Raw genomic sequence first — 22,407 nt, 5'->3', positions numbered from 1 at the left:
GAGTTGACCGGTACTAATAGGCCGAGGACTTGTTATGAAGGTGCTACGCATCCACTGTGCGGTTCTGAAAGAACCGAACCGGACCACCTGGTCCAGACGAGGGTTTGTCTGGGTAGGGGTGCCTACGGGTTGGTAATTTCATAGTGTTTCGGTGGTCATAGCGGTTGGGGAACACCCGGTCCCATTCCGAACCCGGTAGTTAAGCCTTCCAGCGCCGATGGTACTGCACTCGTGAGGGTGTGGGAGAGTAGGACGCCGCCGAGCATTCTTTGCCTTCAGGGGCACCCGATCGACCGGGTGCCCCTGAAGGCTTTTTTGCGTTCTGCGCCGAATTTCCACCCGACCGCGAACCGTCACTTTCCGACGGCGTCCACCGCTGTTCGGGCGACGTGCGTCGAGCGACCGGGTGATGCGGGATCCCCGACCCTTGCCCGTCCATACCGTTGCCGCCATGAGCTGCGGAGAGTGGACGGGGGAGACGCCGGTGACCTGGCGCACGCGAGGCAGTCGAAGAAGGAGCACGAGGAGGGGCAGGCACGCCCGCACCCGCCCCCCGTCGACCGACACCCCGATGTGGGCCGCGGCCCTCCTCGGCGTGATCGTCCTGGTTTCCCTGGTCCTGCTCTTGTTGACCTACGTCTAGCCCTTGCCCCGCCTGCTCATCCGGCAGGCTCGGGGTCCACCGGCGTCAGCGCCACCGGCTTCTCGCCGGCCACCGGGAAGCGCCGCTCGTTGCGCTCGATCTTCGCGAACGCGGCCTCCACGAGATCCACGTCCAGCTTGTCGGCCAACCGCACCAGGTAGTGCACGACGTCCGCGAGTTCGTCCCGGACGTGCCAGGCCAGCTCCGGGTCCTCCATCGCCCGCGCCGCCTGCTCGGGCGTGAGCCACTGGAACAGGTCGGTCAGCTCCCCGACCTCCCCCGACAACGCCATCACGAGGTTCTTCGGCGTGTGGTACTCGTCCCAGTCCCGAGCGGCGGCGAACCGGCGCAACGCGTCCCGCAGGTCTTCCAGGTCCCTGCCCGCAGAGTTCATGCCCGCAGAGCTACCACACGGGGCGCACCCGCACCCGAACCGGTGGCTAAGCCCGGGCGCTGCGCGAGGACGAGCAGGTGCTCCTCGTCGGGCTGGCCCTCCCGGTCGGGCGAGAAGACGGTGCTGCGGCTGTCCAGCACGGTCAGGCCCGCCTGGCCGATCCGACCGATCAGGTCCGGCGTGGCGAAGCTCGTCAGCCGCACGGTGTGACCGAGGAACGGCACGTCGAGCCCTTCGACGTCCATCGGCACGGTGACCAGCACCAGCAGCCCGCCGGGCTTGAGCCAGCCGGCGATCCGGCCCAGCAGGGCGACGACCTCGTCCCGGGTCATCTGCAGGAACGGGAAGAACGCGCACACCGCGTCCCAGCTCGTGTCCTCCGTCTCCCACTCGCGGATGTCGGCGTGCACGAACCGGGCGTCCGGCACCTGGCGGCGGGCGAGGTCGACCATGGTGGCCGACACGTCGACGCCGACCACGTCGTGCCCGGCCGCGGCGAGGTCCTCCGCGACCGGCCGCCCGGTGCCGCTGCCGATGTCGAGGACCCGGGCGCGCGGCGGGAGGCGGTCGAGCAGCAGCCGCACGCCCTCGTCCACGGCCGGGGGACGGCCGAACGCCTCCTCGTAGCCCTGGCCGACGGCGTCGAACAGCTGGGCGGCGGTGAGGGGCTGGTCCACGGGTTACCTCCGGACGACGGTGAGGCGGGGTCGGGCGGGCCGGCCGGGGTCGCCCTGGCCGGGCAGGGCGGTGAGCACGAGGCCGAACACGAGGCCGTTCAGCTCCTCCACGTCCAGCAGCAGCTCGCGGGCGATGCCGTGCGGTGTGGTGCCGCGGGCGCGCAGCTCCCGGAAGACCTTGGTCAGCAGTTGCGACGTCTCCCGCCGCGCCATGCCGGTGGTGCGGCGGGCCAGCTGGGCACACACGGTCGCGTGCTGGGTGCGGGTGAGCAGGCCGAGGTCGCGCAGCCGGTGCGCGAGGGCGGTTGGCGCGACGTGCCAGGTGGCGCTGTGCGCGACGACCTGCCCGGTGAGCGGGCCGCGCGGCACGGCGGCCAGCACGGCGGCCCGGGGCAGCAGGAACGCGGTGGCGAACGCGTGCGCGTCGGCGACGCCGGTGAGGCGGCCGAGTTCGCGGGCGGCGTCGAGGCGGGCGTCGTCGGGCGTCGCGGTCGGGTCGAGGAACACGTACGGGGTGCCCTCGTGGCGGCACGAGAACGGGCCCGCTGCGGCGCAGTCCGGCGGCAGGGAGAACACCCGGACGCCGTGCGCCTCCAGCAGGTGCACCAGGTTCGGCGCGGGCCGGTGGTGCAGGCCCCAGCGGGCGCGCAGCACCTCGGCCGCGGTCTCCGGGTCGTGGTGGTCCCACGTCGGCACGTCCGGTTCGGGGAACGCGAACGCGCGGGTCAGCCAGCCGTCGAAGCCCAGCGCCAGCCGGGCGGCCCCGAGCGCGGCGTGCCGGTGCCGCCGGGACGCCGGTCGGGTGAACTCGACCTCCAGCTCCGGCACGTCGTCGGCTTCGAGGAAGCCCGGCGGGAAGCCCAGGGCCTCGGTGAGCCGGGCGGTGGTGGCCGGACCGGGCCGGCGGCGGCCGTGCTCGTAGTCGCCGATGCTCGCCGCGCTGGTGCCCGCCTTGCGCGCCAGCTCCGTCGCGGTGAGACCGCGACGGCTGCGGGCCAGGGCGAGGCGGGAGGGCGTGAGCATGATCGCGCCATTCTCGCACCCGCCTACCCGCGCGGCGTGACGGCGACGTCCACGTCGTCGGGGCCGCCGGGGTCGCGCGGCGCGGGCACCGGGCCGAACACCAGCGGCGGCAGCGTGATCCGGTGCGCCCACCGGTCCACGACCTGGCCCTGCGGGGTGGGTTCCGGCTGCGCCACCTCCCGCAGCACGACCAGCCGCTCGCCCTCCTGGTGCGGGTAGGTCACCAGGAACCAGAGCTTCCAGTCGTGCGCGTGCAGCGAGTCGAAGAGGGTGTACTGGTCGTGGTCGTTGCCGCGCATCATGGCGGCGATGGCGGGGCCCTTGGCGTAGTCGCTGCGCAGGGGCGCGCCGGGCGTGCCGGTGTGGCGGTTGCCCTGGAGGGTGCCCAGCACGACCGGTTTGGCGGGGTGTCGGACGAGGCCGGCGTTCCACTTGTCCACCCTCGTCCAGCCCTCGGCGACGAGGACCTCGCGGAGCCTGCCGACCCGGTGGATCCAGTCGAGCAGGCCCGCGCCGTTGGTCGGTCCGAGGGGCGGCGCGGACATCCGCGCGTCCACGCCCGCCCAGATCGCCTCGTCCAGGTGGTCGACGCGCAGCCCCAGCTCGGCGAGCTGGGCGTGGTGCTCGGCGGTCAGCTCGGTGGCGTTCGACATCCTCATGCCCGGCACGGTAACGCCGACCACCGACAGTTCCCCGACCTTCGGGACCTCCGCCGAGGTGACACGATGGTGTGATGAGTGCCCGGATCAGGAACAACGCGGTGGTGACCGGCGTGGCGGGTGGTCCGGTCGTCGTGCTCGCGCACGGGTTCGGGTGCGACCAGAACATGTGGCGGCTGGTCGTGCCGACGCTCGCCGGGAAGTGCCGCGTCGTGCTGTTCGACCACGTGGGCATGGGCGGGTCGGACCGGACCGCGTGGGACGCCCGGCGGTACGCGTCCCTCGACGGGTACGCCGCCGACGTGCTGGACCTCTGCCGTGAGCTGGACCTGCGGGACGTCGCGTTCGTGGGGCACTCGGTGTCGGCGATGATCGGGGTGCTGGCCGCGGCGGCGGAGCCGGACCGGTTCGCCAAGCTGGTGCTGGTGACGCCGTCGCCGCGGTACGTGGACGACGGCGACTACCGGGGCGGGTTCAGCGCCGCCGACATCGACGAGCTGCTCGACTCGCTGGAGAGCAACTACCTCGGCTGGTCGGCGACGATGGCCCCGGTCATCATGGGCAACCCGGACCGGCCGGAGCTGGGCGAGGAGCTGACCAACAGCTTCTGCCGCACGGACCCCGAGGTCGCGCGGGTGTTCGCGCGCGCGACGTTCCTGTCGGACAACCGGGCGGACCTGGAGCGGGTGACCGTGCCGACGCTGGTGCTGGAGTGCGCGCAGGACGTGATCGCGCCGCGGGAGGTGGGCGCGTACGTGCACTCGCGGGTGCGCGGCAGCCGGCTCGTCACGCTCGACGCCACGGGCCACTGCCCGCAGCTCAGCGCGCCGGAGGCCACCGCCGCCGCCATAGTGGACTTCGTGGTGGACAGCCGATGATGTGCGTCGCCGGGAGCGACCCGGACCACGACCGCGAGGCGTTCCCGGCGCTGTTGGAGGACAGCGCGGAGGACCTGTACGAGAACGCGCCGTGCGGCTACCTGTCCACGATGCTGGACGGGCTCGTCGCGAGGGTGAACGGGACGCTCCTGAAGTGGCTGGGGTACCGGCGGGAGGAGCTGGTCGGCCGGCGGCGGTTCGCGGACCTGCTCAACGTCGGCGGCCGGCTGTACCACGAGACCCACCTGTCCCCGTTGCTGCGCATGCAGGGCGAGGTCCGCGGGGTGGCGCTGGAGATGGTCGCGGCCGACGGCACGCGCCTGCCGGTGCTGGTCAACGCCGCGGTGAAGACCGGCGGCGACGGGCAGCCGCTGCTGGTCCGGATCACCGTGTTCGACGCGCGCGACCGCCGTGCCTACGAGCGCGAGCTGCTGCGGGCCAGGCAGGAGGCGGAGCGGGAGCGCGACGAGGTCCGGCGCCTCGCCACCACCCTCCAGCGCACCCTGCTGCCGCCGGCCCTGCCCGCCGTGCCGCACGTCGAGACGGCCACGCACTACCACCACGCGTCGCCGTTCCAGGTCGGCGGCGACTTCTACGACCTGTTCCCGCTGGCGGACGGGCGGTGGGGGTTGTTCCTCGGGGACGTGTGCGGCAAGGGCCCGGACGCGGCGGCGGTGACGTCCCTGGCCCGGTACACGCTGCGCTCGGCGGCCGTGTACGACCCCGACCCGGCCGCCGTGCTGACCAACCTCAACACCGTGCTCAACCAGGAGCAGGACGGCGCGTTCCGGCGGTTCTGCACGGTGACGTTCGGCGTGCTGACCGCCGGGGCGGACGGGTGCGCCCTCGCCCTGGCGGCGGGCGGCCACCCGCCGGGCCTGCTGCTGCGCGCCGACGGGACGGCCCGGTTCGTGGAGGTGGCCGGCGGTCAGCTGATCGGCATCCTGCCGGACGCCCGCGTCGCCACGACCACCGTCGCCCTCGCGCCGGGTGACACGTTCGTGCTGTACACGGACGGCCTGACCGAGGCGAGGACCGGCCCGGGCAGCCGCTTCGGCGAGGAGGAGCTGCTGGACTTCGCGGCCTCGGTCGCCCCGACCTCGGCCGAGGGCGCCGTGGACGCGCTGGTCGGCCTGCTGGACCGGCTGGGCCGGGGCGTCGAGGACGACACGGCGGTGCTCGCGATCGGCGTGCCTAGGGCTCCCACACCTGGATAGCCCGCACGACGAACGGCGCGTCGGGGACGTAGGTGCCCTTGCCCGGGTAGGTGGTGAACTCGGACTCGGTCGAGCACGTCTCGCGCTGGTAGACCGACGTGTCCCGGGTCAGGTTGTTCACGAACGACCGGGCCACGAAGCCGTCCGGCAGCGGGATGCACTCGCGCGGGTTCGCGGACTCCAGGTCCAGGCGGTGCGAGTCGCCGGTGTAGTGGGCGCCCGACCAGACGCAGAACTCGCCGCGGTCGCAGGCCGGGTCGGGTTGCCGGGCCGCGGCGGTGCCGCTCGACGCCAGCGCGCCGGCGGTGAGGGCCAGCGCGGTCGCGAGGCTGAGGGTGGTCATCCGGGTCACCTCCACCGCTCCAGGGTGCTGCGCCCGGCGGCGGGGCGGGGTGGGGAGGCCGCCGTTTCACCTGATTGTGTGGGCCTCGGCGGGTTTCGGCAGCGCGAGGCGTCGGGCGAGGCGCAGCGCGTCGTGCGGGGCGACCGCGTCGGTGTCGTTGTCGAAGTACACGTAGACGTCGTGGTCGGTCGCCCACCCGCGGACCTTGGCGGCCCACGCGTCCAGCTCGTCGTCGGTGTAGCTGCCGACGTACAGGGCCTGGTTGCCGTGCAGCCGCACGTAGGCGAAGTCGGCCGTGACATCCTCCAGGTACGGGAACCGGCCGGCCGAGTGGGAGACGACGAGCGCGATCCCGTGCGCGCGGAGCAGGTCGTGGAACTCGGGCGCCAGGAACGTCGGGTGCCGGACCTCCAGCGCGTGCCGCAGCGGGCGGTCGGCGTCGGTCGTGGTCCAGGCCCGGTCGGCGGACAGCCGGTCGTCGTGCCGCTCGGCGAGCGCGGCCGCGGCGGTCGTGGTGCGGGGGAGCAGGTCGAAGAACGCGCCCAGGCGGTCCGGGTCGAAGGCGGTCCTCGGCGGCAGCTGCCACAGCACCGGGCCGAGCTTCGGCCCCAGCGCGAGCACGCCGGAGGCGAAGAAGTTGGCCAGCGGGGTCTCCACGTCGCGCAACTGCTTGAGGTGGGTGATGAACCGGCCGCCCTTGACCGCGAAGAGGAAGTCCGGCGGCGTCTGGGCCGCCCACGCCCGGTAGCTGGCGGGGCGTTGCAGCGAGTAGAAGGAGCCGTTCAGCTCGACCGACGACAGCAGCCCGGAGATGTGCTCCAGCTCCCGCCGCTGCACCAGGCCCTTCGGGTAGAACGCGCCGCGCCACGTCGGGTACACCCAACCCGACGTGCCGATCCGTACCTCGCCCGTCACCTCCCCGGGTTACCCCGGATGATCTCCGGCCTACCTCACGACCTTGACCTCCAGCGCGCTGGAGGGTGCACGGTGGGGCCATGGACGACCGGCTTCTCGACGCGTACCTGGACCGGATCGGCGCCACCCGCGCCGCCACCCTCGTGGAACTGCACGAACGGCACGTCGCCTCAGTGCCGTTCGAGAACCTCTCGATCCACCTCGGCGAGGACATCGTGCTCGACGAGGACCTGCTCGTGGACAAGGTGGTGAACCGCGGGCGCGGCGGGTTCTGCTACGAGTTGAACGGGGCGTTCGCGGCGCTGCTGCGGGCGTTGGGGCACGACGTGCGGCTGCTGTCCGCGAAGGTGTTCAACGACGGGGCGTTCGGGCCGCCGTTCGACCACCTGGCGTTGCGCGTGGGCGATCTGCTGGTCGACGTCGGCTTCGGCCGGTTCAGCCTGCGGCCGCTGGACCTGGTCAGCCGGGAGGACCAGCACGACCCGGCGGGCGTGTTCCGGCTGGTCGACACCCCCGAGGGCGACGTGGACGTGCTGTTCGACGGCGTCGTGCAGTACCGGCTCGAACTCCGGTCGCGCACGCTGGACGAGTTCCGCGCCACGTGCTGGTACCAGCAGACGTGGCCGGGGTCGCCCTTCCGGCGCGGCGCGACGTGCTCGCTGCCCACCGAGGCCGGGCGGATCACCATCGCCGGGAACAAGCTGATCACCACGACCGGGGACGGGAAGGTGGTCGAGGAGTTGGACGACGACGCGCTGCTCGACGCCTACGCCAAGCACTTCGGCATCGTGCTGGACCGCGTGCCGCGCCTCGGCTGAGCGCCGTGACCCGGCCCCGTGACCCGGTTGAGCCCCGTGGTCCGGCCGAGCGCGTGACCCGGCTGAGCCGATCGGCCCGGCTGGGCGCGCGGCTCAGCCGAGCCGATCGGCGAGGGCGAGGGCGTCGAACGGCGCCGCGCCGCGCATCGTGTTGTCGAAGTACACGTACACGTCCCGTTCGGCCGACCACTCGCGGAACCGGGCGGCCCAGCGGTCCAGGGCCGGGTCGGAGTACGCGCTGACGTACAGCTCCCGGTCGCCGTGCAGCCGGGCGTAGACGAAGTCCGCGGTCGGCTCGCGCGGCTCGGGGAAGCGGCCGGCCGACTCGGCGGCGACGAGCGCGACGTTGTGCCGGGAGAGCAGGTCCGCCAGCTCGGGCGTGTCCCAGCTCGGGTGCCGGATCTCGAGCGCGTGCCGGACCGGCGGGCCGGGCAGCAGGTCGAGGAACCCGGCCAGCCGGTCAAGGCGTGACGGCAGGGTCGGGGGCAGTTGCCACAGGACCGGCCCGAGCTTCGGCCCCAGGTCGAGGACGCCGGAGTCGAAGAACTCCTCGACGTCCTTCCCGACGTCCCGTAATCGCTTGAGGTGGGTGATCTCGCGGTGGCCCTTCACCGCGAACACGAAGCCCTCGGGGGTGCGCTCGAACCACGACTTGTAGTCCGTCGGCTTGCGCAGCCCGTAGAACGACCCGTTGATCTCGACCGTGTCGAGCCGCCGGGACAGGAACTGCAGTTCCAGGCGCTGCTGCAACCCGCGCGGGTAGAACCCGCCACGCCACTCGGGATAGCGCCAGCCGGAGGTGCCGATTCGGATTTCACCCACGGTGACGATGTTGCCCGTACGGGTGACGGCCCAAACGTGATCACCGGATCGTCGCAACGATCACCGTCCACTCGGCGCAACGCCGTCCGGCGTTCGGCTGCGGCCCGTTCCCGCCGTCCGCCGAACGGGGCCGTCAGAAGCCCGCGCCGTCCAACGCGCCGCTCACCACGCGGTCCACCCTGGCCTGCTGCGGGTCGCGGGCCAACGCCTCGGTGCACGGGCAGCCGGCCAGGTCGTTGCCGCACAGGTACACGCCGAGCACCCGCAGGCTGCGGGCCGTCTGCCGCAACCGAGCCGCGCCGCGCAACCGCACCTGCCCGTACACGGCCTTCGCGAGCTGGTACGGCACCCCGGGGCCGAGGTCGACGCACGCCTGGCTGTCCAACTCCTCCGCCACGTGCGCGATGGGCCGGCACCCGCACGCCTTCGCCGACCGCACGAGCCGCTGGTCCAGCCGCGCCACGAGCCGCTTCGCCACCTCGTCCCGCCACGCCCGGTCGGTCCGCAGGTAGGCGACCAACTCGTCCACGCGAACCGGATCGGGCCGCGGCCGGCGAGCGCGCGCTCTTCGTCGTTGTGCCGTCATGACACTCAAGATCGGGTGTCGCAAACCTCCGCGACCCACCCTCACCCGGCTGCGCACCGACAGCACTCGCGCGTACCAGTACCTCGGCCACCGAAAGACACGACCGACCCACCACCACCGTCGCCCCACGCCAACCGGTCGTGTCCGGCGTGGGGGCGGCGAGCCCGTGGGTACCGGCCCAGCCTCAGGTGATCCCAGCACAGCTCGAACTCCGGCCGGGACAGGGTGAACCTCACGGGCCGTCGTCCCCCATCACCGGTGGCGCGACCCGTGGCATGGAGTCCTCGCCCCACACGTCATCCGGCTCTTCCAGGTAGGGCGCGGCCTTGTGCTCGACGTCGTCCTCGCCCCGACCGCCTTGCGGCGCGCCGGCCATGCCGCCCACCATCGGAGTGCCCGAAGGGCTGACCGCCGTCACCGGGAGGAACCGTCGTCTCGGCACCGGTTGAGCGCCGGTCGAACACCCGGCCGTGTCAGTCGACGCTGATCACGGGGAAGATCAGTTGCTCACCTTCCCACCGCTCGACCTCCGGCTGCCTGAGAGCCGCGATCGGATGGCTGTCGCCGCGCTCGCGGTCGAGCACCTTGCGCCACTCCGGCAGGGTGCCGGTGACCACGAACGGCCCGATCGGCACTTCGAGCAGCTCGTCCTGCACCCGGACGGGGGTGCTCTCACCGGCGATGACCAGGTCGCCGTCCACCCCTGCCTCGGCGGCGGCGACCACGTCCTCCAGGTCGGCGGCGGACATCGTCCCCGACCACGTGCCGCTGTTCGTGCGTGCCCGTGCGAGCAGGACGTCGTCACCTGCCGTGTTGTCGTACCACTCGAACTCGAGGACAGCGCCGGACAGCGGGTCGGTGGACTCGGACGTCGGGGAGAGCCACGCCGGCCGGAACCTCTCCAGCAGGTCCGTCATCGCGTCGGCCAGCAGGCGCCGGCGCGCGCTCAGGAACGAGCGGTAGCGGTCCGCGTCCCGCAGGTCTTCGTCCACGGGGATGAGGTGGGCGGTCAGCTCCTGGTCGCCCAGCGTCGGGAAGTAGTCCCGCGGCGACCTGTGGCTGATCTTCCGGTTGGCCTTGCCGGAGATGAAGGCGAGGTTGGCCAGGTCGTTGATCTCGCCCTTGCTGTACTTCTCGGGGTGGTTCTTCAGCGTGGCCTGCGGGTGGATGTGGTGGTACTCCAGCGCCTGGCTGCCCTCGGCCGCCGCCGAGATGCCGATGCTGCCCCACCAGTCCTTGGCCCCCGCTTCCTTGGCGACCAGGAAGCTCAGGAAGAAGTACGGGCTGCCGACGGTCCGGCCCGCGAGGTCGTCCGGTCCGATCGACACGCCGCCGGTGACGCCCAGGTTGTCCAGCAGTCGGCGCACCGGGTCCTCCGTGCGGGCCGCCGGGATGTCCTGCCCGAGTCGGGTGTCGGTCGACCCGCTGTACCGGTTGCGGATAGTGGCCGCCAGGAACCAGAAGAGGATGGCGTCGGCCGTGCCGCCGTCCAGTTGTTCGTCCTCCCGTTCACCGAGCAGGACGATCAGCGGCAGCAGGACGACCATCGACGGCAGCAGCTTGCTGTGCGAGGCGCCGAGGTTGTTCTGCAGCAAGGGCACGAGGTGCCGGAGCCCGCGCCGCACCGTGGCCCAGCCGCGGTCGAGTTCGTCGTCGGTCGCCGCCACCAGGCGTGCGTGCGACCAGGCGGACAGACCGCGTCCCAGCACCGCGCCGGTGAGGGCCCTGGTGAGGAACGTGACGTCGATGTCGCCGTAGCCGCGGTCGGCCCAGTGCCTGGCCTCCGCCTCCAACTTCTGGAGCACACCCGGCCACCGCGCCGACAGGGTGGCGAGTGCCAGGTCCGAGGTCTTCAGCGAGCGGCCCCCGCTGTTCACGCGCACGAAGATCTGCGTGACCTCGTCGTAGGGAAAGTCCCGCAGCACCTCCATGTGGAACTTGTGACCGGGGATGGCGGCGAGTTTCTGCAGTCGCTTGCTGATCTCGTTCGGGGCAATCCCCGGATTGCGCTCGTGCAGTTCACCGACGAGCTGCCACTGGTCGGCCTCGGGCTTGAGGACGTCGTAGACCTTGATCCACCGGGGGTCCTTGGCCGTGGCCGCGCTCTGGTTCTGGAACTTCTCGGTCTCGACGTTGAAGACGATGGCCGCCTGCGGGTGATCGGTGAAGACCCGGTGCAACGACGTGACGCGCTGTTGGCCGTCCAGGAGGTAGAGCGGCACGACAGCGGCCTTGCCCGCCGGACCGCTGATCGCGGCTTCCCTGGTCTGCGGCGCCTCGTCGGTCTGCCAGAAGAGCAGGGACCCGGACGGGTAACCGCGGTAGAGCGACTCGACCAGCTTGGCCACCTGGGTCGGCTTCCACACGTAGCCGCGTTGGATCTCCGGCAGCCTGATCTCACCTTGTTCGATCTGGCTGACGAGGGTCCTGACCTCGCGCTCGGTCTTGTCAACAGGCATCCAGGCGGCTCCCGACGTGCGTCTCCGACGATGAGGACGTCATCGCCGGACGGTAGTGCACCGTTATCCGGTTGATCACGCCATCCACGATCATCGAGGTGCCGGCAACACGGCACGTCCGGCGACGAAGAGGATGCCGGCCACCGCCGCCGGAGCGGCCAACAGCAGCAGGTAGGCCCACACCTCGCCGGTGAGCCCGACCGGCCTCGCCCCGTTCCGCGCCGTCATCACCAGCAGGAACCAGGACACGGGGACGAACAGCGCCGAACCCACCCAACCACCCGTCAACGCACGCCTGGCCTGCCACACCCGGAAGACGTCGAACTGCTCGCCCCACGCGGAGGACCGGGCCATCCCGATGCTGATCGAGGACAGGAACGGCCCCATCACGGAGGCGCTTCCCGTGATCCAGACCAAGGCGTTGATCGGGTGGTAGGCCGTGGGCAGGGCTCGTCCGAACCCCGCGATCGCCGCCACGAGCACCACACAGGCCACCAGACCCGCCGCCGCGAGGACGGCGCACCTGCCGCGGATCTCTCGAACACGGGCGGCAGGTACCCAGACGTGCCGCGGCGGCGGTCCGGGGTGCGTCACGAGCCCGGTCGCCAGTCGGAGCCGTCCCCGTCGGTGACGCTCGCGTCCGCCATGTCCGCGGTGTTCGGCATGGCCCACGTCGTGCCGAGGTCGTGGATCTTCTGCCGGAGTGCGGACTGCTCGGTCTCGATCGTGTTGACGTGCGACTCCAACGCCATGACCGTCGCGGCGATGACGCCGATCGTCGCGGCCACCGTTCCGACGATGAACGCGATCGCCGCGGGGATGCCCACGAGCGTGCGCGCGGCGACCACCGCGGAGACGATGCCGACGACCAAGCCGGCGAGCGCGAACCCCATCGCCATCCAGAACATGTCGATCGAGTTCGCCAGGTTGTTCAGGGACGACCGCAGTTGTCCGGCGATGTCCTTCACCGAGTTCAGCCCGGCCGCCTGCGGTGGCACCGTCGCCTGGTAGGCGCGGGCGGCGCGGCCTTCCCACTCGATCGTGGTGCGGAGCTTGTCCGGCCCGATCGTCTCCGCGATGTCGCCGAGCGCGTTGCCGACCTGCGACACCCACTGCTCGCCGACCTGCTTGAGGCGGTCGGAGTCACCCGGCTGCTCCCACAGCTGCCTGATCCGGTCCCAGAGCTCCTGCAGCTTCTCGTTGAGCAGCTGCATGCCGCGGATGATGGGGTCGACGAGGTACTCGAGCGGCGGGGGGACCCAGCTCATCACGCTGTTGACCTGGTCGAAGAACTTCTTGGCGTTCTCGTCGATCTCCTGCGACCGCCGGTTCGCCTCCAGCACGAGGGGGTTCATCGGCCGCCGCCCTCGGTGTGGATGCTGTTCATGGCGTGCATGTTCGCTTCCTCTTCGGCTTCGTAGGTGTTCGCCGCCGCATCGAGGGCTTCGCCAAGGCGTCGGAACGCCTCGGTCGCCTGGGTGAGCATGTCCTCCAAGGCCAACCGGGCGTCGTTGTAGGTGCGGTCCAAGCCGCGGTCGACCGCCCACATCGACACGTCGGCGCCGGTCAGGACCAGGTCACTGATCGTCGAGCGCGGGCTGTCGAGGTTGTCGGCCGCAGTCGCCCACGCCGTGGCGTCGGACCGCATCGCTTCGAGAGCTACAGAGACATCGGTCACGGCAACAACCCCACTCGGCGCAGCAGTGTGTTCGGATCGCTCACCAGCGCGGTGAGTTCGGAGATGGCAGGGCTCTGCGGGCCCTGCGCGAGGTCGGCGGGAACGCTGCGGGCACGCAGGTTCCGGAGGACTTCCAGGGACTCCTGCTGCATCTCCGTCACACGAGCCGAATGCGCCCAGGAGGGATCGATCTCCATGCCGAGGACCTGGCCCCGGTGGATCGTGCCGCGGACGTGTCCGCCCCTGCTCTCCACGGTCAGCGGACGATCCACGACCTCGGCCATCCGCTGCGTGAACCTGCCCAGGTCCGCGCTGACGGCGTCCATCAACCGCAACGCCTGGTCGGGCGTGATGCGTTCGTCGGACCGGGGTGCCGGCGCCTCTCGCTGTGGCGAGGGTTCTGCCGGTCGCTCGACCTGCTTGGCCAACGCCGCCATGGTGGCCGCGTTCGCGGCCTGGGTGATCGCCGAGCCCAGGACGCGGGGGTCGACCGACTGCCGCCACTGCGCGGCGATGGTGACCGACTCGACCTCGGCCATGTCGTCGACCACCACGGTGACGACGTTGTCGGCATCACGTCCGACCAGGAGTTCTTGGGAGCTTTCTGGCTCCTCTGGGGCGGGTCCAGCGCGCTGATCTTCCTCATCGGCGTCCTCGAAGCCGAACCGGTATACGCCGCTCACATCTCTCCTTGCCTTCAGTGACGACTTGCTCTCTGACCGTAGCGGGCGGGTTCGGTGGCCGCAGGCAGTTGGGGAGATCCGCCCGCGGCCCGCGAGACGTCGGACTCGCGCGAACGTCCGGCGCTCATGCCTTTCAGCCGGCGGAGCTGGGCGGCCGCGGCGCTCGCACTCGGCCGGCCAGTCGACGGGGGAGACGTGGCCCCGCTCGCGGGTTGCCGCGTGCAGTCGTCGCCGTCGCGGAGGAGGACCTCGGCGAGGCGGGTGGGGCGGTCGCGGGCGGGGTCGGGCACGGGCTTCCGGGAAAGCACTGCGCCCCGGCCGTCGCACGACGGCCGGGGCGCAGAGGTCCGGCGGGTCAGGCAGGCACGGAGGCGACGCCGGGCGCCAGGAAGCGCTTGCCCGTCACCTTCTCCGAGATGCCCGAACGGTCCAGGTAGGGGGTGATGCCGCCCAGCCAGAACGGCCAGCCGGCGCCCAGGATCATGCACAGGTCGATGTCCTGCGCCTCCGCCACCACGCCCTCGTCGAGCATGATCCGGATCTCCTCGGCCAGCGCCTCCAGCGCCCGCGCGAAGACCTCGTCACCGCTCAACGGCTGGTCGCCGAACGACCACAGCGCCTGCACCTCGGGGTCCACGGACTGCTTGCCCGTCGAGTCCCACTGGTACACCGCCGTCTTGCCGGCCTCCACGAACCGCTTCATGTTCTCCGACACGCCGAAGCGGTCCGGGAAGGCGGCGTGCATGGTCTCGGCCACGTGCAGCGCGACGGCGGGCCCGACGAGCTGCAGCAGCACGAGCGGCGACATGGGCAGGCCCAGCGGCTCGGTGGCCTTGTCCGCCACCTCGAACGGGGTGCCCTCGTCGATCGACTTGACGACCTCGCCCATGAACCGGGTCAGCAGCCGGTTCACCACGAACGCGGGCGCGTCCTTCACCAGCACGGACGACTTCTTGAGCTGCTTGCCCACCGCGAACGCGGTCGCCAGCGTCGCGTCGTCGGTCTTCGCCGCGCGCACGATCTCCAGCAGCGGCATCACGGCGACCGGGTTGAAGAAGTGGAAGCCGACGACCCGCTCGGGGTGCTTGAGGCCCGACGCCATCTCGGTGATCGACAGCGACGACGTGTTGGTGGCCAGCACCGCCTCGGGCGAGACGAACTCCTCGACCTCGGCGAACACCTGCTGCTTGACCTTCAGGTCCTCGAACACGGCCTCGATGACGAAGTCCGCGTCCGCGAACGCCGACTTGTCCAGCGACCCGCTCACCAGCGCCTTGAGCCGGTTCGCCTTGTCCGGCGACACGCGGCCCTTGCCGAGCAGCTTGTCGACCTCGGCGTGCACGTACCCGACGCCCTTGTCCACCCGCGCCTGGTCGATGTCGGTGAGCACCACCGGCACCTCCAGCCGCCGCGCGAACAGCAGCGCCATCTGCGACGCCATCAGGCCCGCGCCGACGATGCCGACCTTGGTGACCTTGCGCGCCAGCGACTTGTCCGGTGCGCCCGCCGGCCGCTTGGCCCGCTTCTGCACCAGGTTGAACGAGTACAGCCCGGCCCGCAGCTCGTCGCTCATCACGACGTCCGCCAGCGCCTCGGTCTCCGCCGCGTACCCGGCGTCGAGGTCGTTGGCGCGCGCCAGCTCCAGCAGCTCCAACGCCTTCAGCGCGCCCGGGGCGGCGCCCTTCGTCCGGCCCTCGACGATCGCGCGGGCCCGCGCCACGGCGGCGTCCCAGCCCTCGCCCCGGTCGATCTCGCGGCGGGCCGGCACGACGTCGCCGCGCACCACGGAGGCCAGCCACAGCAGCGACTGCTCCAGGTAGTCCGCGGAGTCGAACAGCACGTCCGCGATGCCCAGGTCCAACGCCTGCTTCGGGTTGAGCATCTTGTTCTGGTTCAACGCGTTCTCGAAGATCACGGTGACCGCGGCGTCCGGGCCGATCAGGTTCGGCAGCAGCTGCGTGCCGCCCCAGCCCGGGAACAGGCCGAGGAACACCTCGGGCAGCGCGATGGCCGCCGCGTTGGACGCCAGCGTCCGGTAGTGGCACGACAGCGCCAGCTCCAGGCCGCCGCCCATGACCGCGCCGTTGACGAACGCGAAGGTCGGCACGGTGGAGTCGGTGAACTTGCGGAACACGTCGTGCCCGAGCCGGCCGATCGCCAGGGCCTGCTCGCGCTCCGACGCGCCTTCCACGGCGGACAGGTCCGCGCCCACGGCGAACACGAACGGCTTGCCGGTGACCGCGATCGCCGCCGGGTTCGCCGCCGCGGCCTCGTCGAACGCGGTGCCCAGGCTCACCAGCGACTGCGGGCCGAACGTGGACGGCCGGGTGTGGTCGTGGCCGTTGTCGATGGTGATCAGCGCGACCTTGCCCTCGACACCCGGCACGGACACGAACCGGGTGCGGGCGTGGGTCACGACCTCGTCGGGGAACAGGGCCTTGGCCTCGTCGGCGGTCAACGCGGTCACTTCGACTCTCCGTTCCAGTGGGGGTTCTCCCAGATCACGGTGCCGCCCATGCCGATGCCGATGCACATGGTGGTGATGCCGTAGCGCACGTCCGGGCGCTCGGCGAACTGCCGCGAGAGCTGGGTCATCAGGCGCACGCCGGAGGACGCCAGCGGGTGGCCGGTGGCGATCGCGCCACCCCACTGGTTGACCCGCGGGTCGTCGTCGGCGATGCCGAAGTGGTCGAGGAAGGCGAGCACCTGCACGGCGAACGCCTCGTTGATCTCGAACAGGCCGATGTCGTCGATGGTGAGGCCGGCGCGCTTGAGCGCCTTCTCCGTGGCCGGCACCGGTCCGATGCCCATGACCTCGGGCTCGACGCCCAGGAACGAGTAGCCCACCAGGCGCATGCCGATCGGCAGGCCCAGTTCGCGGGCGGTCTCCTCGTCGGCCAGGATGCAGCCCGTCGCGCCGTCGTTCAGGCCGGCCGCGTTGCCCGCGGTGACCCGGCCGTGCGGGCGGAACGGCGTCTTGAGCTTGGCCAGGTCCTCGACCGTGGTGCCGGGGCGGGGCGGCTCGTCGGCGGTGGCCAGGCCCCAGCCGTGCTCGGCGGACCGGGTCGCGACCGGCACCAGCTCCGGGCCGATCTTGCCGTTCTTCACCGCGTCGGCGTACTTGGCCTGCGAGGCCGCCGCGTACGCGTCCGCGCGCTCCTTGGTGAGGTGCGGGAAGCGGTCGTGCAGGTTCTCCGCCGTGGAGCCCATGACGAGCGCGGACGGGTCCACGATCTTGTCGGACAGGAACCGCGGGTTCGGGTCCACGCCCTCGCCCATCGGGTGCCGGCCCATGTGCTCGACACCGCCGGCGATCACCACGTCGTACGCGCCGAACGCGATGCCGCTGGCGGACGTCGTCACGGCCGTCATCGCGCCCGCGCACATGCGGTCCACCGCGTAGCCCGGCACCGACTTGGGCAGGCCGGCGAGCAGCGCGGCGGTCCGGCCGATGGTCAGGCCCTGGTCGCCGATCTGCGTGGTGGCCGCGATGGCGACCTCGTCGACCCGTTCCGGCGGCAGCTCGGGGTGGCGGCGCAGCAGCTCGCGGATCACCTTGACGACCAGGTCGTCGGCACGGGTCTCCGCGAAGATCCCCTTGGGGCCGGCCTTGCCGAACGGCGTGCGCACGCCGTCCACGAAGACCACGTTCCGAACGCGTGCCGGCGCTTCTGGTGCGGCCACGGCGTCTCCTCCGCTTGTGGTGACGATTCGCCCGAGCGGTCGGGCGCGAGTCCTACCGATCGGTAACACAACTCTAGTCCCTGTTACCGACCGGTAACCACAGAGGTTGCCCTGTTCGCTCGGTCACAGCCGCCCGGACCGCCGGGAACAACCCGAACGGGAACGGAACGACCGGCCGACCGCGACCCGCCCGCCGCACCCAACGCGCGTGTCCTACCCCCAGAACGCGCGTGTCCTACGTCCGGAACGCGCGTGTCCTACGTTGAGAACGCGAGAGTCCTACGTTCGGAACACCCGAGTTCACCACTCAGCGCGATCGGTCGCGTTCCGAGCGTTCAACTCGGGGTGCGTGAACGTAGGACACACGCGTTCCGAACGTAGGACTCGCGCGGTCAGGTGGGTTGGGTCAGGGCCTCGGAGAGGACGGTCGCGGTCAGGGCGACCTGCCAGTTGCGGGCGCCGCCCTCGCGCAGGGTGGCGGCCACGCCCTCGGGCGAGGCGTCGGCCGGCGGCTGCCAGCACGTGCGCCGCACCAGGTCGGGCAGCAGCAGGTTCTCCACCGGCAGGGTGTTGGCCTCGGCGACCGCCGTCAACGCCGTCCTGGCGGCCGCCAGGCGGGCCGCGGCGGCCGGGTCCTTGTCCGCCCAGCGGTTGGCGGGCGGCGGACCGTCGTGCTGCTGCGCCGCCTCCGGCAGCTGGTTGCGGGGCAGTGCGGCGGCACGCTGCAACGCGCCCAGCCACACCCCGACCATGCGCCGCTGCGCCCGCCCCCGGAACACGGGCAGCGCCGACAGGGCGGCCTCGTCCGCGGGGTTGCGCACGGCGGCTTCGACCAGCGCCGAGTCCGGCAGCACCCGGCCCGGCGCGATGTCGCGCTCACGGGCCACCGCGTCCCGCGCCTCCCACAGCGCCCGCACCGCGGCCAACTGCCGCGGGCTGCGGATCCGGTGGATGCCCGACGTGCGGCGCCACGGCTCCGCGCGCGGGCGCGGCAGGGGAGCCGTGCGGGCCGCCTCGAACTCCTCGAGCGCCCACTCCAGCTTCCCCTGCCGCTTGAGCTCCTGTTCGAGCACGTCACGCAGCTCGACCAGCAGTTCGACGTCGAGCGCGGCGTAGTTCAGCCAGTCGGCGGGAAGGGGGCGACGCGACCAGTCGGCCGCGCCGTGCCCCTTCTCCAACCGGTAGCCCAACAGCCGCTCGACGAGCGTGCCCAGCGCCACCCGCTCGAACCCGGCCAGCCTGCCCGCCAGCTCGGTGTCGAACAACGCGCTCGGACGCAGCCCGAGTTCGGCGAGGCACGGCAGGTCCTGCGACGCCGCGTGCAACACCCACTCGGTCCCGTCCAGCGCCTCGACCAGCGGATCGAGCCGACCGCCGAGGGCGATCGGGTCGACCAGCACGGTCCCGGCGCCTTCCCGGCGCAGTTGCACCAGGTAAGCGCGTTGCGAGTAGCGGTATCCCGAGGCTCGCTCGGTGTCCACCGCAACCGGACCCGTCGCTCCGGCGAGCGCGTCAGCGGCACGCCGGAGCGACGGTGCGTCGGCGACGACAGGCGGAACCCCGTCAGCGGGTTCCACCAGCGGCACCGGATCAGCACCGGTTGGTTCGGTTGGCTCGTCGGAGGGTACGTCCACGGCGGAAGACCCTACGACGAACGCACCACTCGCGGGTGTGTTCGGCCGGTTCAGTGTGCCGACCTGCTCAGCGGATCACGCCGGCACGCATGGCCAGCGCGACCATCTGAGCCCGATCGCCGGTGCCCAGCTTGCGCCCGATCCGCGACAGGTGGCTCTTCACCGTCAGCGCGGAAAGGCTGAGCGCTTCGCCGATCTCCTTGTTGCTCTGGCCATCGGCGACCAGCTGGAGGACCTCGACCTCACGCGCGGAGAGTTCCCGCGGCGTGTTGTCGGTGCCCGGCACCCTCGTGCCCGCGGCAAGCACGGGCGCGACGCTCGGGTCCGCGTAGACGCCCCCGTCGAGGACCCTGCGCACCCCGTCGGTGACCACCATCGGCGAGGCGGACTTCAGCAGGTACGCCTGGGCGCCCGCCTGGAAGGCCGACCTGACCGCGTAGGGGTCGTCGGAGGACGCGAGGACCACGATGCGGGGCCAGCCCTGGGCACGGAGTTCCGTGACCAGGTCGATGCCGGTGCCATCCGGCAGACCCAGATCGAGGATCGCGAGGTCGCACGGTCCGGTGGCGAGTGCCCGCGCCCGAGCCTCCGCAACCGAAGCCGCCTCATGCACTGTCCCGGCTCCCATCTGGGTGAGCCGAGCCGATATCGCCTCCCTCAGCAGTGGGTGGTCGTCGACCACCAGCACTGAAAAAAGCTCCTCCCGCGGGTGCGGGACCATGTTCGCCGGCAACGTGCCGGCTGGCGTGGTACGAACGGCCTGACCTAAGCCGACGGCAGCCACGTCACTACCTCCCTGGAGTCGGTCGTGCCCCCCGACCGGCACCGGGACTTTCGTCCAATCAGCCGCGCCACTGATCGACCGAAAGTGGTGTCGTCTGGGGCAGCGTAGCCGCCCAAGCGGGTCTACGGGACGATCAATCGGGTATCTATCCCGAATGAGTTGTCACTGTTGGCCTCCGTTGTCACACGATCGGCTGACAACTCGATCGAGGGCGTAACGCGAACGGTTCTCACGACGACATCAAGGAGTTGCGGGTGGCGAGCACCACGGGTCGGGGCCGGGCCGAGGAACTGCTGGCCCGAGCGCCCCTCGCCGACGGGCACAACGACCTGCCGTGGGCTCTGCGGGACCTCACCTTCTCGGACGAGTTCGGTGAAAAGTCAACGGCGGTCGATCCGGTCTCGTGCGTCTCGGCCGTGGACCTGACCGTCCGGCAGCCCGCGCTGCAGACGGACCTGGTGCGGGCCCGCGAGGGCCGGTTGGGGATCCAGTTCTGGTCCGTCTGGGTCCCGTGCCGGCTGGCGGGCGACGCAGCCGTGACCGCCGTGCTGGAGCAGGTGGAGCTGGTGCACGCCCTCGCCGACCGCTACCCGGCGCACCTGCGCATCGCGACCACCGCCGACGAGGCCGAACGGGCCTTCCGGGACGGGCGGATAGCCTCCCTGATCGGCGCGGAGGGCGGACACAGCATCAACGGCTCGTTGGGCGTGTTGCGGGCGCTGCGGCGGCTCGGTGTCCGGTACATGACGCTCACCCACAACGAGAACACCGGGTGGGCCGACTCGGCGACCGACGAGCCGGTCCACGGCGGGCTGACCGACTTCGGGCGCGAGGTCGTGCGGGAGATGAACCGGCTCGGCATGCTGGTCGACCTGTCGCACGTCGCCCCGACCACGATGCGTGACGCCTTGGAGGTCTCGACACGCCCGGTCGTGTTCAGCCACTCGTCCTGCCGGGCGGTCGCCGACCACCCGCGCAACGTGCCGGACGACGTGCTGGCGCGGCTCCGGGACAACGACGGCGTGTGCATGGTGACGTTCGTGCCGCAGTTCCTGTCGCAGGCGTACGTCGACTGGGACGCCCGGCTGCGGGCCGCGATGGAGGCGGCGGGGGAGAACCACAACGACCTCGACGCCCGGCACCGGTTCGCGGACACCTGGCCCGACGCCGGCCCCACGCCGCGCGTGACCATGGACGACGTGCTGGCGCACCTCGACCACGCGCGGGAGGTGGCGGGCATCGACCACATCGGGCTCGGCGGCGACTACGACGGGACGCGGAGCCTGCCGGAGGGCATGGAGGACGTCTCGTGCTACCCGGAGCTGATCGGCGCGCTGCTGGACCGGGGGTGGAGCGAGGACGACTGCGCCAAGCTCGCCGGCGGCAACGTGCTGCGGGTGCTCCGCGCCAACGACTGACCCCGGCCTGACCCGGATCTCGCCGGCCCGGAGGTTCGTGGCGGGCGGGGTCCGGTGACGCTCCCGGTCTTGGACGCCGGGGCTCGACCTGCGGGATCGGCGAGGGTCGGCGGCCCGGTGAACCGGCCGGACCTGCGGGAACGGGCGGGACGGGGCGTGCGGCGGGATCTGCGGGCCGCGGGCGAGACGGGTCTTCCGCAGGACCTGCGGGCCGCGGGGCGAGACAGGTGCTCCGCAGGATCCGCGGGATTGAGCGGGACGGGTGTGCGGCGGAACCTTGCGGGGCTCAGGGCTCAGGGCTCAGGGGGCCTGGGGCTTGGGACCGGCGGGACGCTCGCGGTGGTCGAGCGATCGGCGCTGTCGCTCGCTGCCGCAGAGGTACCCGCCAGGGGACCCCTGTCTTGATTCTGCCGGCTCGGGGCGACGGGAAGGGCTCGTCGGGCCGCCCCTGTGGACAACTCGACGCGGGCCGTCAGCGCAGCGTGCTCACACCCACCGGCGGCAGGCCCACGGCGGTGGCCATGACGTCGAAGAACGCGCTGCCGTGCGCGGCCAGCTCGGCGGTCCGAGCGGTCCACGAGGCGCGCAGTTCCAGGTCGTCCGTGCGGGCCGGGCCGGCGATGTCGCCGAACCGCGCCGACGACGTCTGGGTGACGGTGCCGCCCAGCGCCAGGAACGCCGCCCCGGACACCTCCAGCGCCTCCACCAGCCACGACCAGCCGACCTCGGGCAGCAGCGGGTCGGCGGCGAGTTCCGCGTCCAGCTCCACCCGCACGTACGCGACCAGCCGGAACACCCCCGACCACGCCTCCACCCCGTCGGGGTCGTGCAGCAGCACGAGCCGTCCCGTGGACAGCTCGTCGGCGGGCCCGGTCACCTCCGCGGTCAGCGCGAAGGCCCAAGGCGCGAGCCGCTGCGGCGGGCGCACCTCGGTCAACTCCAGTTCGGGCCTGGTGCGCACCGACCGGAGCGTCGCCACCGCCCGCTGGAACAGTTCGGGCTCCGTCACACCACGGACTGTAGGCCCCTAAACCTCGGAACGTGAGCGCGGCACGCCGCGTCCCGGGACCGCACGCCCGAAGATGCCGACCG

The 22,407-nt window shown here is 71.8% G+C and carries 24 protein-coding genes and 1 rRNA gene; 6 read left to right on the top strand and 19 right to left on the bottom strand.

Features of this window, described 5'->3' with window-relative positions; all coding sequences use genetic code 11:
* The first annotated feature begins 147 nt into the window (after positions 1 to 147).
* Together rrf and ACWEFJ_RS20080 are read left to right on the top strand one after the other, a co-directional pair.
* Positions 148 to 264: ribosomal RNA gene (gene rrf, locus ACWEFJ_RS20085) — 5S ribosomal RNA — on the top strand.
* A 187-nt stretch (positions 265 to 451) separates the two neighbouring features.
* The gene (locus ACWEFJ_RS20080) at positions 452 to 643 is read left to right on the top strand and encodes a hypothetical protein (protein ID WP_378085248.1); all 192 of its coding nucleotides are present in this window, start codon (positions 452 to 454) and stop codon (positions 641 to 643) included.
* Between the two features lie 16 nt (positions 644 to 659).
* On the opposite strand, the gene ACWEFJ_RS20075 is transcribed toward ACWEFJ_RS20080, so the two are convergent.
* The 4 genes from ACWEFJ_RS20075 to ACWEFJ_RS20060 are packed head-to-tail and all read right to left on the bottom strand — an operon-like array spanning position 660 to position 3,396.
* On the bottom strand, positions 660 to 1,037 hold the full coding sequence (locus ACWEFJ_RS20075) for a nucleotide pyrophosphohydrolase (RefSeq protein WP_378085250.1): 378 nt from the start codon (positions 1,035 to 1,037) through the stop codon (positions 660 to 662).
* The gene (locus ACWEFJ_RS20070; RefSeq protein WP_449714647.1) at positions 1,034 to 1,714 is read right to left on the bottom strand and encodes a class I SAM-dependent methyltransferase; all 681 of its coding nucleotides are present in this window, start codon (positions 1,712 to 1,714) and stop codon (positions 1,034 to 1,036) included. Before ACWEFJ_RS20070 ends, ACWEFJ_RS20075 begins: the two co-directional genes overlap by 4 nt.
* Before the next feature lie 3 nt (positions 1,715 to 1,717).
* A complete protein-coding gene (locus ACWEFJ_RS20065) occupies positions 1,718 to 2,737 on the bottom strand; it encodes an ImmA/IrrE family metallo-endopeptidase (RefSeq protein ID WP_449714646.1) in 1,020 nt (339 codons plus the stop codon).
* Positions 2,738 to 2,760: 23 nt separating this feature from the next.
* The gene (locus tag ACWEFJ_RS20060) at positions 2,761 to 3,396 is read right to left on the bottom strand and encodes a hypothetical protein (protein WP_378085256.1); all 636 of its coding nucleotides are present in this window, start codon (positions 3,394 to 3,396) and stop codon (positions 2,761 to 2,763) included.
* 74 nt (positions 3,397 to 3,470) lie between these two features.
* Here ACWEFJ_RS20060 and ACWEFJ_RS20055 point away from each other — a divergent pair, with 74 nt between their 5' ends.
* Both ACWEFJ_RS20055 and ACWEFJ_RS20050 read left to right on the top strand, forming a co-directional pair.
* The gene (locus tag ACWEFJ_RS20055; protein WP_449714645.1) at positions 3,471 to 4,274 is read left to right on the top strand and encodes an alpha/beta fold hydrolase; all 804 of its coding nucleotides are present in this window, start codon (positions 3,471 to 3,473) and stop codon (positions 4,272 to 4,274) included.
* Positions 4,271 to 5,491: a PP2C family protein-serine/threonine phosphatase gene (locus tag ACWEFJ_RS20050; protein ID WP_378085260.1), complete on the top strand. Its 1,221-nt coding sequence runs from the start codon at positions 4,271 to 4,273 to the stop codon at positions 5,489 to 5,491. Before ACWEFJ_RS20055 ends, ACWEFJ_RS20050 begins: the two co-directional genes overlap by 4 nt.
* On the opposite strand, the gene ACWEFJ_RS20045 is transcribed toward ACWEFJ_RS20050, so the two are convergent.
* Positions 5,469 to 5,834 (bottom strand): peptidase inhibitor family I36 protein, encoded by a 366-nt coding sequence (locus tag ACWEFJ_RS20045; RefSeq protein WP_378085262.1) that lies wholly within the window; start codon positions 5,832 to 5,834, stop codon positions 5,469 to 5,471. The genes ACWEFJ_RS20050 and ACWEFJ_RS20045 overlap by 23 nt on opposite strands.
* A gap of 66 nt (positions 5,835 to 5,900) precedes the next feature.
* Positions 5,901 to 6,749 carry a DUF72 domain-containing protein gene (locus ACWEFJ_RS20040; RefSeq protein ID WP_449714644.1) on the bottom strand — a complete coding sequence of 283 codons (849 nt, stop codon included), beginning with the start codon at positions 6,747 to 6,749 and terminating at the stop codon, positions 5,901 to 5,903.
* A gap of 80 nt (positions 6,750 to 6,829) precedes the next feature.
* Between ACWEFJ_RS20040 and ACWEFJ_RS20035 the strand changes: the two genes are divergently transcribed.
* On the top strand, positions 6,830 to 7,567 hold the full coding sequence (locus tag ACWEFJ_RS20035) for an arylamine N-acetyltransferase family protein (protein WP_449714643.1): 738 nt from the start codon (positions 6,830 to 6,832) through the stop codon (positions 7,565 to 7,567).
* Positions 7,568 to 7,660: 93 nt separating this feature from the next.
* On the opposite strand, the gene ACWEFJ_RS20030 is transcribed toward ACWEFJ_RS20035, so the two are convergent.
* The 12 genes from ACWEFJ_RS20030 to ACWEFJ_RS19975 all read right to left on the bottom strand — a co-directional run bounded on the left by ACWEFJ_RS20030 (position 7,661) and on the right by ACWEFJ_RS19975 (position 19,897).
* Positions 7,661 to 8,398 carry a DUF72 domain-containing protein gene (locus ACWEFJ_RS20030; RefSeq protein WP_449714648.1) on the bottom strand — a complete coding sequence of 246 codons (738 nt, stop codon included), beginning with the start codon at positions 8,396 to 8,398 and terminating at the stop codon, positions 7,661 to 7,663.
* A gap of 124 nt (positions 8,399 to 8,522) precedes the next feature.
* Positions 8,523 to 8,918, bottom strand: coding sequence for a hypothetical protein (locus ACWEFJ_RS20025; RefSeq protein WP_378085269.1), 396 nt, complete (start codon positions 8,916 to 8,918; stop codon positions 8,523 to 8,525).
* 289 nt (positions 8,919 to 9,207) lie between these two features.
* Entirely contained in the window at positions 9,208 to 9,417 is a 210-nt protein-coding gene (locus tag ACWEFJ_RS20020) for a hypothetical protein (protein WP_449714642.1), read from the bottom strand.
* 31 nt (positions 9,418 to 9,448) lie between these two features.
* Positions 9,449 to 11,434, bottom strand: a complete 1,986-nt coding sequence (locus tag ACWEFJ_RS20015; protein WP_449714641.1) for a GmrSD restriction endonuclease domain-containing protein — start codon at positions 11,432 to 11,434, stop codon at positions 9,449 to 9,451.
* A 90-nt stretch (positions 11,435 to 11,524) separates the two neighbouring features.
* Positions 11,525 to 11,920 (bottom strand): hypothetical protein, encoded by a 396-nt coding sequence (locus ACWEFJ_RS20010; RefSeq protein ID WP_449714640.1) that lies wholly within the window; start codon positions 11,918 to 11,920, stop codon positions 11,525 to 11,527.
* 104 nt (positions 11,921 to 12,024) lie between these two features.
* Complete coding sequence (locus ACWEFJ_RS20005; protein ID WP_449714639.1) at positions 12,025 to 12,789, bottom strand: hypothetical protein; 765 nt, start codon at positions 12,787 to 12,789, stop codon at positions 12,025 to 12,027.
* A complete protein-coding gene (locus ACWEFJ_RS20000) occupies positions 12,786 to 13,112 on the bottom strand; it encodes a hypothetical protein (RefSeq protein ID WP_449714638.1) in 327 nt (108 codons plus the stop codon). Before ACWEFJ_RS20000 ends, ACWEFJ_RS20005 begins: the two co-directional genes overlap by 4 nt.
* Complete coding sequence (locus ACWEFJ_RS19995; protein WP_449714637.1) at positions 13,109 to 13,795, bottom strand: hypothetical protein; 687 nt, start codon at positions 13,793 to 13,795, stop codon at positions 13,109 to 13,111. Before ACWEFJ_RS19995 ends, ACWEFJ_RS20000 begins: the two co-directional genes overlap by 4 nt.
* A 355-nt stretch (positions 13,796 to 14,150) precedes the next feature.
* Complete coding sequence (locus ACWEFJ_RS19990) at positions 14,151 to 16,262, bottom strand: 3-hydroxyacyl-CoA dehydrogenase NAD-binding domain-containing protein (RefSeq protein ID WP_449714636.1); 2,112 nt, start codon at positions 16,260 to 16,262, stop codon at positions 14,151 to 14,153.
* Entirely contained in the window at positions 16,259 to 17,479 is a 1,221-nt protein-coding gene (locus ACWEFJ_RS19985; RefSeq protein ID WP_449714635.1) for a thiolase family protein, read from the bottom strand. The genes ACWEFJ_RS19990 and ACWEFJ_RS19985 overlap by 4 nt, the downstream gene beginning before the upstream one ends.
* Positions 17,480 to 17,871: 392 nt before the next feature.
* Complete coding sequence (locus ACWEFJ_RS19980; RefSeq protein WP_449714634.1) at positions 17,872 to 19,113, bottom strand: HRDC domain-containing protein; 1,242 nt, start codon at positions 19,111 to 19,113, stop codon at positions 17,872 to 17,874.
* A 67-nt stretch (positions 19,114 to 19,180) separates the two neighbouring features.
* Positions 19,181 to 19,897: a response regulator gene (locus tag ACWEFJ_RS19975; protein ID WP_053718177.1), complete on the bottom strand. Its 717-nt coding sequence runs from the start codon at positions 19,895 to 19,897 to the stop codon at positions 19,181 to 19,183.
* Positions 19,898 to 20,151: 254 nt separating this feature from the next.
* On the opposite strand from ACWEFJ_RS19975, the gene ACWEFJ_RS19970 reads away from it, so the two are divergent.
* Complete coding sequence (locus tag ACWEFJ_RS19970; RefSeq protein WP_378085283.1) at positions 20,152 to 21,315, top strand: dipeptidase; 1,164 nt, start codon at positions 20,152 to 20,154, stop codon at positions 21,313 to 21,315.
* A gap of 472 nt (positions 21,316 to 21,787) precedes the next feature.
* Here the strand turns inward: ACWEFJ_RS19970 and ACWEFJ_RS19965 are convergent, their stop codons facing one another.
* Positions 21,788 to 22,324, bottom strand: coding sequence for a DUF3000 domain-containing protein (locus ACWEFJ_RS19965; RefSeq protein ID WP_378085285.1), 537 nt, complete (start codon positions 22,322 to 22,324; stop codon positions 21,788 to 21,790).
* Between the last annotated feature and the right edge of the window lie 83 nt (positions 22,325 to 22,407).

It is taken from the genome of Actinosynnema sp. NPDC004786 (assembly GCF_053601135.1).
The sequence above is the reverse complement of the archived record's forward strand: the minus strand, read 5'-3'. Positions and strand labels throughout refer to the sequence as shown.